Origin of the sequence: Marivirga lumbricoides (assembly GCF_014636295.1) — a bacterium.
In the GTDB taxonomy this organism is placed as follows: domain Bacteria; phylum Bacteroidota; class Bacteroidia; order Cytophagales; family Cyclobacteriaceae; genus Marivirga; species Marivirga lumbricoides.
The window spans coordinates 122838-139551 of sequence record NZ_BMEC01000012.1 but is presented as its reverse complement, the minus strand read 5'-3'; the positions used below and the strand labels follow the sequence as shown (position 1 = coordinate 139551).

At 35.2% G+C, this 16714-nt stretch carries 18 protein-coding genes; 12 read left to right on the top strand and 6 right to left on the bottom strand.

Features of this window, described 5'->3' with window-relative positions:
• Window positions 1-12 precede the first annotated feature (12 nt).
• Window positions 13-1191 (top strand): DUF4221 family protein, encoded by a 1179-nt coding sequence (locus IEV85_RS18055; protein WP_188466068.1) that lies wholly within the window; start codon window positions 13-15, stop codon window positions 1189-1191.
• Window positions 1118-1642: a hypothetical protein gene (locus tag IEV85_RS18050; RefSeq protein ID WP_188466259.1), complete on the top strand. Its 525-nt coding sequence runs from the start codon at window positions 1118-1120 to the stop codon at window positions 1640-1642. Before IEV85_RS18055 ends, IEV85_RS18050 begins: the two co-directional genes overlap by 74 nt.
• 466 nt (window positions 1643-2108) lie before the next feature.
• On the opposite strand, the gene thiL is transcribed toward IEV85_RS18050, so the two are convergent.
• Both thiL and mce read right to left on the bottom strand, forming a co-directional pair.
• Window positions 2109-3149 (bottom strand): thiamine-phosphate kinase, encoded by a 1041-nt coding sequence (gene thiL, locus IEV85_RS18045; protein ID WP_188466066.1) that lies wholly within the window; start codon window positions 3147-3149, stop codon window positions 2109-2111.
• Window positions 3150-3336: 187 nt separating this feature from the next.
• Window positions 3337-3738 (bottom strand): methylmalonyl-CoA epimerase, encoded by a 402-nt coding sequence (gene mce / locus IEV85_RS18040; protein WP_188466064.1) that lies wholly within the window; start codon window positions 3736-3738, stop codon window positions 3337-3339.
• 121 nt (window positions 3739-3859) lie between these two features.
• Here mce and IEV85_RS18035 point away from each other — a divergent pair, with 121 nt between their 5' ends.
• The 3 genes from IEV85_RS18035 to IEV85_RS18025 all read left to right on the top strand — a co-directional run bounded on the left by IEV85_RS18035 (window position 3860) and on the right by IEV85_RS18025 (window position 5385).
• Entirely contained in the window at window positions 3860-4270 is a 411-nt protein-coding gene (locus tag IEV85_RS18035) for a hypothetical protein (protein ID WP_229712644.1), read from the top strand.
• A gap of 67 nt (window positions 4271-4337) precedes the next feature.
• Complete coding sequence (gene erpA, locus IEV85_RS18030; protein WP_188466062.1) at window positions 4338-4664, top strand: iron-sulfur cluster insertion protein ErpA; 327 nt, start codon at window positions 4338-4340, stop codon at window positions 4662-4664.
• Window positions 4665-4854: 190 nt separating this feature from the next.
• Window positions 4855-5385 carry a hypothetical protein gene (locus IEV85_RS18025; RefSeq protein ID WP_188466060.1) on the top strand — a complete coding sequence of 177 codons (531 nt, stop codon included), beginning with the start codon at window positions 4855-4857 and terminating at the stop codon, window positions 5383-5385.
• Between the two features lie 8 nt (window positions 5386-5393).
• On the opposite strand, the gene IEV85_RS18020 is transcribed toward IEV85_RS18025, so the two are convergent.
• A complete protein-coding gene (locus IEV85_RS18020; protein ID WP_188466057.1) occupies window positions 5394-6731 on the bottom strand; it encodes a sugar porter family MFS transporter in 1338 nt (445 codons plus the stop codon).
• Between the two features lie 269 nt (window positions 6732-7000).
• Complete coding sequence (locus tag IEV85_RS18015; RefSeq protein WP_188466055.1) at window positions 7001-8875, bottom strand: amidophosphoribosyltransferase; 1875 nt, start codon at window positions 8873-8875, stop codon at window positions 7001-7003.
• A gap of 248 nt (window positions 8876-9123) precedes the next feature.
• Here IEV85_RS18015 and IEV85_RS18010 point away from each other — a divergent pair, with 248 nt between their 5' ends.
• Entirely contained in the window at window positions 9124-11112 is a 1989-nt protein-coding gene (locus IEV85_RS18010; RefSeq protein WP_188466053.1) for an ATP-binding protein, read from the top strand.
• On the opposite strand, the gene murI is transcribed toward IEV85_RS18010, so the two are convergent.
• Window positions 11099-11911, bottom strand: coding sequence for a glutamate racemase (gene murI / locus IEV85_RS18005; RefSeq protein ID WP_188466051.1), 813 nt, complete (start codon window positions 11909-11911; stop codon window positions 11099-11101). The two genes, IEV85_RS18010 and murI, sit on opposite strands and share 14 nt — an antisense overlap.
• A 266-nt stretch (window positions 11912-12177) precedes the next feature.
• On the opposite strand from murI, the gene IEV85_RS18000 reads away from it, so the two are divergent.
• From IEV85_RS18000 to IEV85_RS17975, 6 genes are all read left to right on the top strand, one after another.
• The gene (locus IEV85_RS18000) at window positions 12178-12711 is read left to right on the top strand and encodes an RNA polymerase sigma factor (RefSeq protein WP_188466049.1); all 534 of its coding nucleotides are present in this window, start codon (window positions 12178-12180) and stop codon (window positions 12709-12711) included.
• Window positions 12680-13225 (top strand): hypothetical protein, encoded by a 546-nt coding sequence (locus IEV85_RS17995; RefSeq protein ID WP_188466047.1) that lies wholly within the window; start codon window positions 12680-12682, stop codon window positions 13223-13225. Before IEV85_RS18000 ends, IEV85_RS17995 begins: the two co-directional genes overlap by 32 nt.
• A gap of 3 nt (window positions 13226-13228) precedes the next feature.
• Window positions 13229-13756, top strand: a complete 528-nt coding sequence (locus IEV85_RS17990) for a DUF4252 domain-containing protein (RefSeq protein ID WP_188466045.1) — start codon at window positions 13229-13231, stop codon at window positions 13754-13756.
• A gap of 82 nt (window positions 13757-13838) precedes the next feature.
• Window positions 13839-14462, top strand: coding sequence for a DUF4252 domain-containing protein (locus IEV85_RS17985; RefSeq protein WP_188466043.1), 624 nt, complete (start codon window positions 13839-13841; stop codon window positions 14460-14462).
• A gap of 17 nt (window positions 14463-14479) precedes the next feature.
• Window positions 14480-15376 (top strand): ABC transporter ATP-binding protein, encoded by an 897-nt coding sequence (locus tag IEV85_RS17980; protein WP_188466041.1) that lies wholly within the window; start codon window positions 14480-14482, stop codon window positions 15374-15376.
• Window positions 15377-15378: 2 nt separating this feature from the next.
• Window positions 15379-16191 (top strand): DUF2705 family protein, encoded by an 813-nt coding sequence (locus IEV85_RS17975; RefSeq protein WP_188466039.1) that lies wholly within the window; start codon window positions 15379-15381, stop codon window positions 16189-16191.
• Between the two features lie 74 nt (window positions 16192-16265).
• Here IEV85_RS17975 and IEV85_RS17970 read toward each other — a convergent pair whose 3' ends face one another.
• Complete coding sequence (locus tag IEV85_RS17970) at window positions 16266-16634, bottom strand: carboxypeptidase regulatory-like domain-containing protein (protein ID WP_188466037.1); 369 nt, start codon at window positions 16632-16634, stop codon at window positions 16266-16268.
• Between the last annotated feature and the right edge of the window lie 80 nt (window positions 16635-16714).

Here is a 16714-nt window from a genome sequence, read left to right as displayed (position 1 = left end):
CACCAACTAAGAATGATTTTTAAAAAGCATTTCTGTCACTTACTGATATGTATAGTATTAGTTTCTTGTTCGGAAAAGAAGGAAAGTATAGGTGACACTCAAAAACCTCAAGACTTCGAAAATTTAGTTTCATTTAAACTAGATTCCATTTTAAGAATACCGATTGATCAATATACTCCATATAGAACTTACAATTCTCAATATGTGCAAGAAGAAGGAGGGAGTAAAGAATTGCTCCTGTGGTCAAATAGGGCAATTAACGCAATAGAAATTTACGATCTTAATCTAGGAAAGCTGGAGAAACGCTTGAAAGTGAAGAAAGAAGGGCCGGAAGGAATAGGAGGGAAACTTACTGGTTTTCAGTATATAAGTAAAGATTCATTATTGGTTACTAATAATAAAAGGTATGAGTTTTACCTGGTAAATAGTAAGGGTAATGCATACCAGAAATATTCAACATTTCCAGACAAAAGTGAGAAGGAAATTTCCGTTCCAGTAGTTTATGACTATAGACCTATTATGTATGCGAAACCTGTAGTTTATATAGTGGCTAAGCCTGATAAGGATTACAATAAAAAGGGTTGGTGGTCAGGCGACCTGTTACTAGAGCTTAATTTGGAGAGCAAAAAATACAAATATGAATTACCTGGTCCTCAGAAATTTGATGAGAAAGTTCATGGGGCATTCTTCTCCCATCATTCTATGTTATATAATGGGGAAGAGATTATAGTATCTTTTCCAATACATTCAGACATATTGCTATTCAATCCTAAACGCAATAATGTACAATGGAAATATGCGGGTTCTAAATATTTTTCAGTAATTCCAAGCTGGGAGAATCCAGCAGCTGGGAAAAGCGAGAAATTTTATATAGAATCTAATTCATATAGGGAAATCCTTTATGACAAATGGAACAAGCTCTATTATAGGCTTGCTTATAGAAAAGTAGAATATCTAGACAAAAATAATAGGAGAGTCAACTGGGATTACAAAATACCTTCAATTATAATTTTGAATGAGCAGTTTGAAAAAGTTGGAGAGTACGACTTGCCAGAAAATACGTATTATACGCGAAATACATTTATTACACCAGCAGGGTTATTCATATCAATAAACCATGACGAAAATAAAAAAGCTAATGAGAATTTCTTGTCCTTTCAATTATTCAAACCGACTTTTGATAGTTTATAGCATCATTTTTATCATGGTTGTAGGTTGTAGTCAATTACATTATTATGAGGATAAAAATTTCGTAGATTTTGTAAATCATTTTCCTTCAAATGCCTTGAAAAATGCCTCTGCTATCTTAGTAATTCCAAATAACAATAGCTGTTCAAGCTGTAGAAGAATGACTTTAGACAGCATACCCTATTTTTTAACCATAGAGGGTATAAAAATTGTCATCTCTGATAATACCATCAAAAATATCCGGTTAAACGTGCAAGATAAAATCTTGAAGAATCCTAACGTGCTGACTGATTCTAAATTTTTAGCTAAGAGGTATGGAGTGGTCACTGATTATCCTGTCATTTACTTTCAAAATAAAGAGCAAAACGTAATAAGCGTTTCAATTACAGGTTCAACATTTGAAGGGGATTTGAAAGAAATTATGGCGATTGCAGAGAATCATACAAGAAAATAGCCGTTAGCGGCAATTGCAATATTTTAGAAAATCTATGTTTGATTTAATCTTTTAGGATCATAAACCTTGTTTATACTGGCGCTTCAAATAGTTCAAGTTACTTCGGTTTTTATCATAAATCGCATTACTTAAATGTAGAGAGCTGTTACCTTTTACCGGAAAAATAGTAAAGCGCATTTTGAATAATTGCCGGCTGGCGAGAACTTTTAGCTCGTCAATAACTTGTTTTATTACAAAAAACAAAACACTTCAAAGAGAATAATACATGTTATTTTAAAATGTGTAGTGCCAGCTTTATAAAAAGTTTACTTATATGAAAAATGCAATCCAGGGGCTACTATTATCATAATACTTGCCTCTTGATGCCCTCCTACTAATTTTTGAGAACTAATTTGCTGAAAAACAGACTTTCCAACAAACCGGAGTAGATTGCCTGTAATTTAGTTTTTTTTGCCTCTTTTGTAGTTTAATTTTCTCCAAAATGATTCCACCCTTGAGCTTTTAATGGAATAGGGTTTCCATTATTGGTTACTAGGTTTAAGCCGTTTGAATTTTCATTAATGTAGCCAATAAAATGAATGTCAGGATGCTTTTTTACTTTCTCAAAGTCATCTTGTGAGATAGTGAAAAGAAGTTCGTAGTCTTCTCCGCCATTCAAAATAGCCGTGTTAGGATCTAATTTAAATTCAAGAGCAGCTTCTTGCATAGCAGTGGCAAATGGCAATTTATCTTCATGAATATTTAATCCTACACCAGATTGTGTGGCAATATGGTGAAGTTCCGAAGCAAGGCCGTCAGAAATATCAATCATAGAAGTAGGTACAATGTTAAGATCAAGTAACTCGTGGATTAAGTCCATACGTGCTTCAGGCTTTAGCTGGCGCCCTACAATGTAAGTGTATTTATCAAGTTGCGGCTGCATATCCGGATTTTCCAGGAAAACCTGCTTTTCTCTTTCCAGCACCTGCAAGCCCATATAAGCTGCTCCTAAATCACCTGTTACACAAATAATGTCATTAAGTTTAGCACCAGATCGGTAAGCTACCTTGCCTTTTTCTACCTTACCAATGGCTGTCACTGAAATCACTAACCCGGATTTTGAAGCGGTAGTGTCTCCACCAACTAAATCAACATTATACGCTTCGCAGGCTGCTTTTACACCTTCATAAAATGCATGCACAGCCTCTAAAGAAAAGCGGTTGCTTAAAGCAAGGCTTACAGTAATCTGCTCAGCTATTCCATTCATTGCTGCAATATCCGAAACATTTACAGCTACAGATTTATAGCCCAGGTGGTGTAAAGGAAAGTAAGAAAGGTCAAAATGGATGCCTTCTACCAACATGTCAGTTGAAACTAACTGATAATGAGTGCCCATATCAATTACAGCAGCATCATCTCCAATCCCTTTAACCGTGTTACTGTTTTTATTTACAAATTTCTCAGAGATTTGATCAATCAAACCAAATTCTCCTAATTTTTTTATTTCTGTTCTATCCGTGGCACTCATTTGAAATCTTTTGTGTTTACGAAAATGTATAATTAAATTTGACCAATGAAATCAAAACTTTTTAAGACCCTTATATTTTTATTGCTTGGCGCGTTTCTTTTTTCAGCCTGTAATAAGCCTTCTTTTCAAACCAGAAAAGGGAAGCGAAAACTGAATCATTATAATTCAATTCAGCATCAGTAGATCTCTATTTGATTTCCTGGCATAACTCTATTAGTACGCTATTTGTATCTTTAGGGTGCAAAAAGCATACTAATTTGTTATCTGCACCATGCTTGGGTTTTTCATTTAACAATGTAAAACCTTCGCCTTTTAGTCTGGTCATTTCAGCTTCAATATTTTCCACCTCATAAGCAATATGATGGATGCCTTCTCCCTTTTTATTGATGAATTTGGCGATAGGGCTATCTTCAGCAGTGGCTTCAAGGAGTTCGATTTTTGTTTCTCCCATTTGAAAAAAGGAAGTTTTTACACCTTCTGAAGAGACACTTTCTTCTTTGTAGGCATTTTTGTTAAAAAGTTTAGCAAAGAGTTTATTGGATTCCTCTATATTCTTAACTGCTATTCCTATATGTTCTACCTTTAACATCCTGCTATATATAATCTTTGTTGATATTGATTAACTTTGCAAAAATGCAGAAACTTTTTGACGGATAAAAAAGTTGATTGCTTAACATTTAATTAATACCTTAATTATTAAATTAAAACTGATGATGGAGACATCCACAGATGTACATATAGAAAGTGCCAGAATACAAAAGGAAATTAAAGATTACCTTGGCCTTAACAGCAGCGAATTAGTTTTTGAATTCAGCCTTCAGGATGGGAAAACCAAACTGGACTTGATTACAATTAACCCAAGGCACAATCAGTCATTTTTATTTCATTCTGAAAATGGGTTTGATAAAATTGATGCTTTGAAGAGGATGATGGATTACGTAAAGAACTATAGGGAGCAAGAGAGTTCTTATACTATTCAGTGGATGACAAAAGATGAAAAGCAGTTGCATACTTCCTATTTTAGAGCCAGCAACATACTTGATTCATTGGATAAACTTTATTATGGGAGGGATCGTAATACCATCACGGTCTTTAGTGTTGTACTAAACCCTGTGTCTTAAAGAAAAATAATTAGAGGTTGCTCCGGGAAATGGAGTAATATCTGCAAAAATATAAATTGAAAATAACATGATTACAGTTACAGATAGTGCTAAAAACAGGTTGTCGAAATTAAAAGTAGAAGAAGGACATACGCCTAATCACAATGTGCGAGTATCGGTTAAAGGCGGTGGTTGTTCAGGTTTGATGTATGACTTAAGCTTTGATGATAGCATTAAAGATGGAGATGAAGTATTTGAAGATAAGGGGGTGAAGTTGCTTGTTGATAAAAAAAGCATGTTATATCTTCTAGGTACTACACTTGATTTTTCAGATGGGTTAAATGGGAAAGGCTTTCAATTTATTAACCCGAATGCTACCCGTACTTGTGGTTGTGGAGAGAGTTTCTCTATATAAAAGGAAATAATCCTCCAACGAAATAATATTCTTTTGGAATTTGAAAACCGAATTATTTTAATGATTCGGTTTTTTTTATTAATAAATTTTAAAATATTTAAAAGCTCTCTTCTCATTAAGAGTTATACCTCTTTCAACTTTATAGAAACCATAGACGTATAATTTAGAATAACCTGAAACTTCTAAATTCTTGCGTTTTTTTAAAGCACTATTTATAATATTACTTATCAGTATAAACTGTTTTAGCCAGACTCTTTATAAAAACACTCTTGATAAGGAAAATAAGAATGCTATTTATGCGAACATTGGCTTTGTGCCAGTTTGGGGTGTGATTAATGCCGCATATGAGCGTAGATTACTTAAAACTAACAGTGCTTTTATTAATTCTTTGTGGGCGAAGGTAGGTGGTGGCTACTGGGTGGAGTTTTCTTCGGGAGGCCCCCATGCAATGGCTGGCATTACAGCATTAAGCGGAACAGGAAATCATCATATAGAAGCTAGTGTAGGGTTTGTCAGTTTGTACAACTATGCAGATTACAAAAAAGATTTGCAATCCTACGAAATAGTAGGAAATGTTAAACCTTCACGAGGAGATTATTTAAACCATCATCCAGCAGGTGGCCTAGGTTACAGGTATCAAAACCCGGAAACCGGTTTTATTGTCCGGACAGGAATTAGTTTTCCGGAAGCAATATATGTAGGCGTAGGATTTTGCTTTTAATAAATTATTTAATGTTCAATAATTTCCTGATCGATATCTTCCAATGCTTTTCCTTTTGTTTCAGGCATAATGAATATGGCCCAAATTAATTGTAGCACCATCATGCCACAGAAGAACAGAAAGATGCTTGATGCTCCGAAAGTGTTTGCGAAAAAAGGAAAAACATTGGCAATTATGGCAGCAAAAACCCAGTGGGTCAAACTACCAATTGATTGTCCGTATGACCTAATACTGTTTGGGAAAATCTCAGAGATAAATGCCCAGATGATTGATCCTGAGCCTATGGCATGTGAAGCAATAAACAAAAACACAAAAAAGGGTAAAATAGAAGTGGGTATGGAATCCCCTAAAAAGGAAATTGACATAAGAGCAAGAGAAATAATATATCCTATGCACCCAATGTATAACAGCTTCTTTCTCCCAAACTTATCAATTAATGATAATCCCACCATAGTGAATATTAGGTTGATGACACCCACTCCCATAGTGGAAAGTAAACTGTTTTCAGCACTGATATTGGCCATTTCAAAAATTCGTGGCGCAAAGTAAATAATTGCGTTGATTCCGGATAATTGATTAAAGAAAGCAATTAGAATTGCCATAAATGTTATGCGTAAGTATCTCTTCTTAAATAGTTCTGTAAAGCTGGTTTTTGATTTTTCTTTTTTTGCTTCTTCAATTGCAAGAGAGATGGCTTTGTCTACTCCTTCGGGATCTGTTTTTCCTAAAATAGAACGGGCTTTGTCATAATCGTTTCTTTCATTTATCAACCATCTTGGGCTTTCAGGTACTCTTAAACTTAATAAAGTATAAATTACTGCGGGTAATACCTCTACACCCAGCATCCATCTCCAACTTTCTGTTACTGCAGCTATTTCAATAAAATAATTAGAAACATAAGCCATTAAAATACCAAAAACCAGATTGAATTGAAAAAGAGCCACAAGCATTCCTCTATTTTTTGCCGGAGCAATTTCACTGATATACATAGGTGCTACCACCGAAGATGCACCCACACCAATGCCTCCTAAAAACCTAAAAAGCATGAATGAGTTAACATCCCAGGCTAATGCTGACCCTAAAGCAGATACCGTATACAGTATTCCTATTGCTATCAATAATGGTTTCCTACCGTATTTATTGGCAGGATAACCCACTACTATTGCTCCTAATACAGTGCCATACAGCGCAATGGCTATAGCCAAACCATGCATTAAATCACTTAATTCCCAAATATTCTGAATATAACGTTCTGCTCCTGAGATTACAGCCGTGTCAAAACCAAATAGAAAACCGCCCAAAGCAGCTACTAGTGCAAGAAAAAAAACATAGGAATTCTGCTTCATAAATTCAATCGTTTGCATTCAGCTTTTATACTGAACTGGTGTGTTTCAAAAATAGGGATTTTTATTTGAAAGAGATAAATACTATGACAAACTCTTGATTCATGTGTCTTACATGAAGTAACAAATGGAAAAATTAGATCAGGAAACCGAATTAAGGTCTTGAGAAGATGCTTAGCTTAATTGGATATGGAATTGGTGGAATAGTAAAGAAAAGTAAGGATGAATTAGTTGTGGCAAATTTAAGCCACCAACTAATTCATCTGCAATAATTAATAAGCTCTTACTTCTTTGCCTTCCATAAAGTTAACAAAAGCTCTGTTTACTACTTTGTTTCCACCAAGGGTAGGGAAGTTTCCAGTAAAATACCAGTCTCCTAAATGTTCAGGGCAAGCAGTATGTAAATCATCCACTGTTTGATAAATTACTTCTACTTCAGCTTTAATGAAATCTGCTTTTACCAGCTCAGCAATTTTAGCAGAAATTTGCTCGTAATCAAATGGTGCAAAAACTTCTTTCACATAGTTTTCCGAATCATCACCATTAATGCATTTCTGATAAACATCTTCCAGAATATTTTCTTGCTTAGTCTCTTTTAAAAGTGCCAAGACCGCTCTGAAGGCAATGAATTCTTTCATTTTGGACATGTCAATACCGTAGCAATCCGGAAACCTTATCTGAGGTGCGGAAGAAACAATAATTATTTTTTTAGGGCTTAACCTATCCAGCATTTTTAAAATGCTTTTTTCCAATGTGGTTCCTCTAACGATGGAATCATCAATCACTACTACCGTGTCAACATTCTTTTTTATTACTTCATAGGTTGTGTCGTACACATGAGCTACTAATTCATCCCTATGTTCATCGTCAGTTATAAAAGTTCTGAGTTTAGCGTCTTTAATAACCAGTTTTTCTACTCTCGGGCGGAAGGAAAGTAGTTTTTCAAGTACTCGGTCATCTTCTCGTTCGGTACGAAGCTCCTGAAGTTGCCTTTTAGCCAGGTGTTCCTCCATTCCTTCCATCATTCCTAAAAATGAAGTTTCCGCAGTATTAGGAATGTAAGAGAAAACAGTGTTTTGTAAATCGTAATCTATGGTTTGAAGAATTTTAGGCACCAGAAGTTTACCTAACATTTTTCTTTCATGATATATGTTTGGATCAGAGCCTCTGGAGAAATATATACGCTCAAAGCTACAAGATTTTCTTTCCAAAGGTTTGATGAATTCTTTCATAAAGTAGCTTCCGTCTTTATTTACAATTAAAGCATTTCCCGGGGCTACTTCCTTAATTTCATCATACTCTACATTAAAGGCTGTTTTTATGGCAGTTTTCTCTGAAGCTACCACTACCACTTCATCATCTGTATAATAGTGGGCAGGCCTTATGCCTGATGGGTCACGCGCAACAAAAGCATGCCCTGCACCAGTAATACCCGCCATTGCATATCCTCCGTCAAAATCTCTGCATGCTCTCTTCAATACTCTCAGCATGTCCAATTGATTTTCAATGATCTGAGTAATTTCTGCGTTATTATAGTTTTCCTTATGAAGGTCAAAAATTCTTTGATTCTCTTCATCAAGAAAGTGGCCGATCTTTTCCATCACCGTCACAGTATCTACTTTCTCTTTCGGGTGCTGTCCTAAATCGGTAAGAATATCAAACAGTTCTTCAACATTGGTCATGTTAAAGTTACCTGCTACCATCAAGCTTCTGTTTTTCCAATTGTTTTGCCTAAGCATAGGATGGCAATTTTCTATGGCATTCTGACCATGGGTACCATATCTCAAATGGCCTAACCAGAGTTCTCCGGTGAAAGCGCAATTCTGTTTAAGCCATTGGGCCTGGTTGAACCATTTTCCGCCCTCTTTCCTGGCTTTTTTATATTTCTTTGAAATCTTCTTGAATATGTGGGTGATCGGTTGGGAATCTATCGATCGGTACCTGCTGATATACCTATGACCCGGATCAACATCTAACTTAATATTTCCTACTCCTGCACCATCCTGACCTCTGTTGTGTTGCTTTTCCATTAGCAGGTAAAGCTTGTTCATAGCATACAGAGGGCCGTATTTATCTATATAAAATTGAAGTGGTTTTCTTAATCTGATTAGGGCAATTCCACATTCATGTTTGATGCTGTCACTCATATTTTCACCATTAAGTTACAAAGTTAAGTTTATTAATGTTGTAGTTCAATATTTTTCTTGTTAACAAGTATAATCTTTAAAAAGTGCGAGTAATATATTCGATGTATGTACACTTTTTGTACGACTAATAGTTGAGATTCCACATTAATTCATATGAATTTAATGGTACTTTTGTAGAGACAATAATTTAGTTCATCTAAAACGGTAAAAATTTATTGTTTTAAGAAGTTCACCAAAACTATTAAGCTGTGCGTAAGGTTGTTATCAGTATCTTAATTTATTTGCTTTACACCATTCCTCAGATATCATTTGGACAGCTTTCCTATGATTCTCTCATAGCGATTTATGAAAATCAACTTGCTAAACAGGTAGATAGTGTGGAAGGCCAAATGCCATATAAATCATTGGTGTCAAGGTTTCTGGAGGAGATCTATAGGGATAATGAGATTTCAGATGGAGAAATGGCGGATGTTTTAGTATTGGCTGCTAAAGGCGAGAAGATGAAGAAGTTGGATGAAGCCGCTTACCTCTTACAAAGTACTATTCCTTGGGTTTATGAAAAATCAGTATATGTAGCTTTTCTACATTATAAACTAGGGGAGTATTTTTTAAACCAGAGAAAACTAGTACTTGCCATCGAGCAATATTTAAAAGCTGCTATGCTTTTTGAAAACGAGGACATGGTTAAGCAACTGGCTAAAACCTACTTGCGTATTTCTATGGTTAATTTAATGGGTAGTAATGAGAAAGTTGGTATTAACTACTCATCGCAGGGGCTGGAGTTAATGAAAACAGTGAAATTGATTAATAGGCAGGATTCTGAGATTGTAAGAAGTCTTTACAGTGTGAAAGGCCTTCTGCAAAGAAGAATGGGGGATTATGAGAGTTCCCTAAATAGCACTAATAAAGCCATTGAATTTTCTTTGGCAATGAAAGACTCTGTAATAACAGATATTTCTTATGGAAATAAAGCTGTTAATTACTATAATCTTGGCAAATATGATGAAGCACTACCCTTGCTAAAGAGAGATTATGATACAAGTTTAAAAGCGGAGATTTATTATAGTGCCTTTAATGCCGGTATTTATATGTGTAAAATTTATTTAAAGAAAAGTAACAAAGAGGCGCTGCAAACCAAATTTAATGAAATAACAAAAATTTTTGAAGAACATGGCATTAGCAACAACAACTCCAGAATAGAATATTATAAAATTGGAGCTGATTTAGCTTTGCTTAATAATGATGTACAAGCTGCCAATGAGTACCTGATAAAATTTATGAGGCTTGATGAAATTCGCGATTCTGTAAATAAAGGGAATGATATAGCTCATTTGCAGGAAAAGTACATGTTGGATAGGGAGATTAATAAATTGGAGTTGCTTGAGAAAAGTAATCAATTGCAAGCTACACATTTAAAATTGAGAACAGCTCTTTTAATAATTATTGCTTTGGCTTTAATAATAGTGCTGTGGTATGTTTTTGTGCTGCGGCAGAAGAATAACAAAATAGATAAGTTGAATGAATTATTGGAAGCCAAGGTTTCTGAGCGTACCAATAGTTTGCTGGCTATAAATAAAGAGTTAGACACCTACTTATACCGTGCCTCACATGATATCAGACGTCCCATCCGAACATTATTAGGACTTAATAATGTGTCTAAACTTAATCAGGATAAGAAAGAACTTGAGAAATTATTTGATCAGGTACATTTTACGGCCTTAAGTATGGATAAAATGCTTTTTAAGCTTCAGATGGCCTATGATCTAAACAATGACCACCCTATTGAATTAGTTAACCTGAAAGAGTTGCTCAATAAATGCCTGAAAGATATGGCAATAGAAGTGGAGTCTTTTAATGCTAAAATAAAAATTGATATTGCGGAAAAAGCAGCTTTAGTTCGGGCTAATAATGCATTAATGCGGATTGTTCTTGAAAATATACTGGAAAATGCCATGCTTTATCAAAATCATGGAAATCCGGAAATTGAAATAAGTACCGATATTGGCAAGTACTTTTTCTACATACATATAAAGGATAATGGCTATGGTATTCCTTCTGAATACTTTGATAAAATTTTTACAGCCTATTTTAAGATAAGCAATAAAACACAGGGTTCCGGACTGGGTTTATTTCTTGCGCACAGGGCCATTTCTTTTTTGGATGGCGAGATTGTTATTCAATCACAAATAAATATGGGCTCTCATTTTACGATTAAAATACCGGTTAGTCCCAAATAGCGTATTGCTCAAGTTTAACTTCATCGTGAAAGAACATTTTGGCTGAAGCTTCAAAAGAGGCAGTTTTGTCCGACACAAGAAAGCGGTCTCTTTGTTGATTTTTAGTAGAAAGTAAATGGTTTTCTTCCAGGTATTCCTTTAACTTTTCTGCTACAATGCTTGCAGAATCAAGTATGTCCACTTCATTTTTGTAAAATGAGACTATTTCATTCTTAATTAAAGGATAATGAGTGCATCCTAAAATCAGGGCCTCAATGTCCTGTAATTCTTCTTCTTTTAAATAGTTATCTATTATTTCATGGCTGATTTTGTTTTCAAAAAAGCCTTCTTCTATCATAGGTACTAAAAGTGGTGTGGCCAGGCTTTTTAATATGATAGATTTATTTAAAGCGAATAATTTTAATTCGTAAGCTTTGGATCCTACAGTTTGCTTGGTACCAATTAGTCCAATTTTTTTGTTACTATAATTCAGGGCCACATAATTTACTACGGGATCAATTACGTTGAAAACTTTTGCTTTTGATCCTACATATTCCTTTACAAGTTCAAAAGCAGCGGATGATGCAGAATTGCAGGCAATTAATATAAGTTTACATCCTTGCTGAAGTAAAACATCAGTTACTTTAATTGAATAGGCCTGAATGGCAGCGGCTGATTTATCTCCATATGGCAAGTGAGCAATGTCTCCAAAATAGACCATGCTTTCGTTAGGCATTAATTCCTTTACTTTATGCGCCACTGTAAGGCCTCCTATTCCGGAGTCAAAAATGCCTATTGGAGCTGAGTTACTTTTTATCATACCACAAATATGTAAAGATGATTAGGTTTTTCAGGCTTCTTTCTTCTAAATTTTTTGAAATCTTAATCAGGAAGAATTGCTTCAGGTTTTACCTGGTAATTGTGATGTAGGCGGACTATAAAAATGAGTTAGCACAGAAAATATTCAAATAAATGAGGTGTGTAAGTGGTTGTAATTTAGATAGTTTTGATTATTTGTTTCGGATTTTATAAAATTATTTTTGATTTGTTGTAACTTTTAGTCCTGTTGTACATCTTCCTATTGAAATGAGCGAAGAAATCTACTTTAAGACCACATTTTTAAGCAAGAAGAATAAGCTGTATCGCTTTGCTTACTTTTTCCTGAAGCAGGAAGACGAGGCAAAAGATGCAACTCAGGAAACTTTGATTAAAATTTGGGATAAACGAGCAGAGTGGGATAAGGTAGAAAACCCTGATGCATGGAGCATGCAAATTATAAAGAATAACTGCCTGGATAGGTTGAGAAAAAGTAAAACTGCTCAGAAACATCAGGAATCATTTCAAGTTGTACACTCAACTGATCAAAACCCGGGCACCATATCCTTATGGCAGGATCAGTGGAATGTACTGCAGCAGGTGATGGATCGTTTGAGCGAGAAGCAAAAGACAGTATTCATTTTAAGGGAAATTGAGGGGAATAGCTATCAGGAAATAGCTGAAACACTCGAGATTTCAGAGGCGCAGGTAAAATCAGATTTATTCAGATCGCGCAAATTTTTGAAGGAGACAATGTTAAAAATTAATAATCATGGCATCAGAAAAACTCAATCAATGGCTTGAAAAATACTGGCAAGGTGAACTCAGTCATGTAGAAGAAATGCAATTCAGAAGCGAGCTGAAAATCAATAGGGAGTCGCTATCTGGTGAGCTACAGTCTTTGGCAGAGTGGTTTGAAGCTACCGAAAGCGTAAAGCACGAGCTAAGTCTTGAGGATGATTTTGACGCAGAGGTTCTTCAAAAAATTCGATCGACAAAATCTGGAGAAAACAAATGGAGCTGGTGGAAAATTGCCGCTTCAGTTCTGGTTGTTATTACCCTGGCTTATATGGGGTGGCTATTACCACAGAGTAAGTTGAGTGATACCAACCAACTGGTGGAAATGGAAAATACACAAGAAAATCCTGAAAAGGCTTTTGAAGAAACCAAAGCTACTTTACAGTTAATGGCGAATATGATGAATTCAGGAAAAGACCATCTTAACTCATTACAGCTGTTTCAGGTAGCTCAGGATAAAATTCAAACTTCTTTCAAACAGGAGAAGAAAAAAAAGGAAGACACGCAAAAAAATATTTAAGAAATGAAAAAGATAATCATATTAACCGCATTGTATTTAACAGCTACTTTAGTATCGGCACAAAACACTGCCTTTATAGATTTTTACAATAAGTATTCAGGCAATACCGATTTTACAATAGTATCAGTAAATGAGAGAATGATCTCCCTTTTTTCGAATTTTGAGGTAGAGGGAGAGGAAGAGAAAGCAGTGATGGATGCTGTTTCTAAACTGAAAGGGATTAAATTGATTGCTAATCAGAAAACAACTCAAGGCAAACAACTCTTTACAGAGGCACAGAAATCTTTTAACAAGGGCTACGATGAATTAATGACAGTACGCGATGGAGATTCTGATATGCGCTTCCTGATCAAGGAAAAAGACGGCATGATCAATGAACTGATCATGTTAGTAGGAAGTGACAGCAGCTTTGTTGCAGCAAGTATCTTCGGGAATATTGATCTGAAGCAAATGTCTAAAATTGCTAAAGGACTTAATATATCGGGGATGGAGAACCTGGAGAAGTTAGAAGATATGGATGAGAATAAATAATCATCTTTTACATAAAATTTTCATAAAGACTAAGCTTTTGTTAGCTTAGTCTTTATTCTTATCTGTTAGTAACTACAAAACTATGAACCTGAAAACTTTACTTTGCCTGTTTTTATGTTGCTCTTTTCTGCTTTCATGCAAAAATAATGTGACAGACCCTCTAAAAAGCCTGGAGGAGGAGAAAATTCATTTCCTGTCTCTTCATTTATATCCCAGTACCATTCGAATGGTGAATATTGCCAATGATTCCAGTTTTTTCAAGGCGACAAAAAATGTGAAGAAGGCACATTATCTTCAAATAAACCTGGATACACCGGAAAAAACAGCTGTGTATGAAAAGTGGCAAAAGGAGCAGGATTTCTCCGACTGGGAGGAACTTATTTCCGCAAGGATGAGCGGCTCTCTTGTTAGCATTTACACTCCTAAAGAAAATGAAGATCTCTATTTTGCATCGATAACTTCCAATGGTATGGCCAATCTTATTTTTCTTGAAGGCCAGGTAGACCTTAACCAGGTGACACAAATCATGCAAAATGGTATTAATCTTGGGCCTGTTACTGATTTTCTGAATGATAAAAAGGAAACTGAGAAGCAAAGGGAGAAGATGAAATCAATGAGAAAGCAGATGGATGAGTTGGAGGAGGAAGACTCCCTTCAGAATGAGAATGAAATAGATTCTAGTGAAAATACTGAACAAGCCATTTAAATCATTACAACCAATCTATGAGGGAAAATATTTTAAAGATTTCAGGCCTGACAAAGCATTATGGCAAAATTACGGCCGTAAATGCATTAGATCTGGAAATAAAGAAAGGAAACGTTTTTGGTCTTTTAGGCCCTAACGGAAGTGGGAAAAGTACCACTTTAGGAATTATCTTAGGTGTTACTCAAAAAAGTTCAGGAGAGTATCAGTGGTTTGATCAACAACCCATAGCTTCACAGAGAAAAAGGATAGGTGCCATCTTAGAAAGCCCTACATTTTACCCCTATCTGTCTGGCGTACAAAATTTAAAAATAGTTTGTAGAATTAAGGATGTACCCCAACAAAGAATTGATGAGGTACTAAAAATTGTAGGCTTGTATGAGCGGGGCCGATCTCCTTTTAAGACCTATTCACTTGGAATGAAACAAAGGTTAGCCATTGCCTCTGCGCTGCTTTCCGATCCTGAAGTGCTTATATTGGATGAACCTACTAATGGCCTGGATCCGCAAGGGATAGCTGAAATCAGACAGCTGATTCTTGAAATTGCAGCCGGAGGAAAAACTATAATTTTGGCAAGCCACTTATTAGATGAAGTACAGAAAGTGTGTACCCATTTTGCAGTACTCAAAAACGGTAAAAAGATTTTTACAGGAAGTGTGGCTGAAAGTTTATCAGGCAATGATGGTGTAGAGATTAGTTCATTTAATATAGAGCAGCTGGAAGAGCTTGCGAAAGCTTATAAAGGAGTGAAGCAGATTAAAAAGAACAATTTAAACCGTTTGGAAGTACAGTTTGATGATCAGGTAAATATTCTGGAATTTCATCAGTATCTGATAGAAAAAGGAATAGTATTAAATCATCTGGCCTACATCAATAAATCATTGGAAAAACAATTCTTAGAACTTTTATCAGCCTGATTATGTGGAAATTATTGCAAATAGAGTGGTTAAAGCTCAAAAATTATAAAACTTTTAACAGGTTAGCGATTTTATATTTTATTCTGTTGCTATTAATACTAAGTAGTGTAAAACTGATACTCTCATGGATGGAAAACTCCGGGGTTGAGTTTCAGGGAATAAGTCCTAATATTATTCCTTTCTACGATTTCCCTGATGTGTGGCAGAACCTGACTTATTTAGCGTCTTATCTGAAATTTTTTCTGGCCTTTATAGTCATTATTTCAGTTACTAATGAATACTCTTTTAGAACTATCCGCCAGAATATCATTGATGGCATGTCCCCTCAATCATTTCTATGGTCCAAACAGGTGATGATTTTTACCTTTAGCCTGGTGAATATGCTGGTGTTATTTGTGGCAGGAACTATTATGGGATTGATCCATTCTTATACTTTTGAGCCACATTTGTTTTTCACCGGCATCGAATTCTTGCTGGCCCATTTCCTGGAATTGATCACATTCCTAAACCTGGCTATGCTTATTTCTTTACTATTGAAGAAATCCGGTTTTGCAATAATTGCTTTGTGCTTTTATGCTTTGTTTGTGGAGCCTTCTTTAGTGGCTTATCTGAATTATAAATCAGACGATCATTGGTTAATCACTCTTTTCCCTATAAATGCTGTTAATAATTTAGTGAAAGTGCCATTTCAACGCTATGTATTTATGGAAATTCAAAATTATGTAGCAATAGGCAGTCTTATAATTGCCTTAGGATGGTATGGACTATGTTTATTTTTCAATTACTTGTTAATTGCTAAGCGTGATATAGCTTAAATGCAATGGCAATAAATAAAAAGAGCAAGAAGGTCTATCCTCCTTGCTCTTTTTTTATGATTTAAATGTTTATTTTACTGAATTACTATAGCTACTTTATTAAGTTTTCCATCTTCCAATTTGGCCGTCTGTACGCCCAGCATGTTATTGTTCATATCGCCTTTTGTAGCATTAACAAAATAGATTTTATCTTCTAAATCTTTAAAAGTAACCCTTCCTCTAGAATCAGTTGTCTGTGGTTCAGCTACTTGGTTTTCTCCTCTTCTATAGTCTTCCTCGTTTTCATAAAGAGTTACAGTAGCCCCTTCCTGCACGTTACCTAAATCATCCTGAATAGTAATGCGCAGGTTAGTTTTTAAAAACTGAGTGTCTTTTGGAATAAACTGAAAAAAAGTAAAGGCAATAACGGTTAATGCCAGCAAACTTACTTTAACTTTGTTCATAGTTTTTGATTTTATTTTTGATAAATACGTAAGCTTTTTCGTTTTGTTCGTTATTGAAGCATAAGGTAATTGATTGTGTT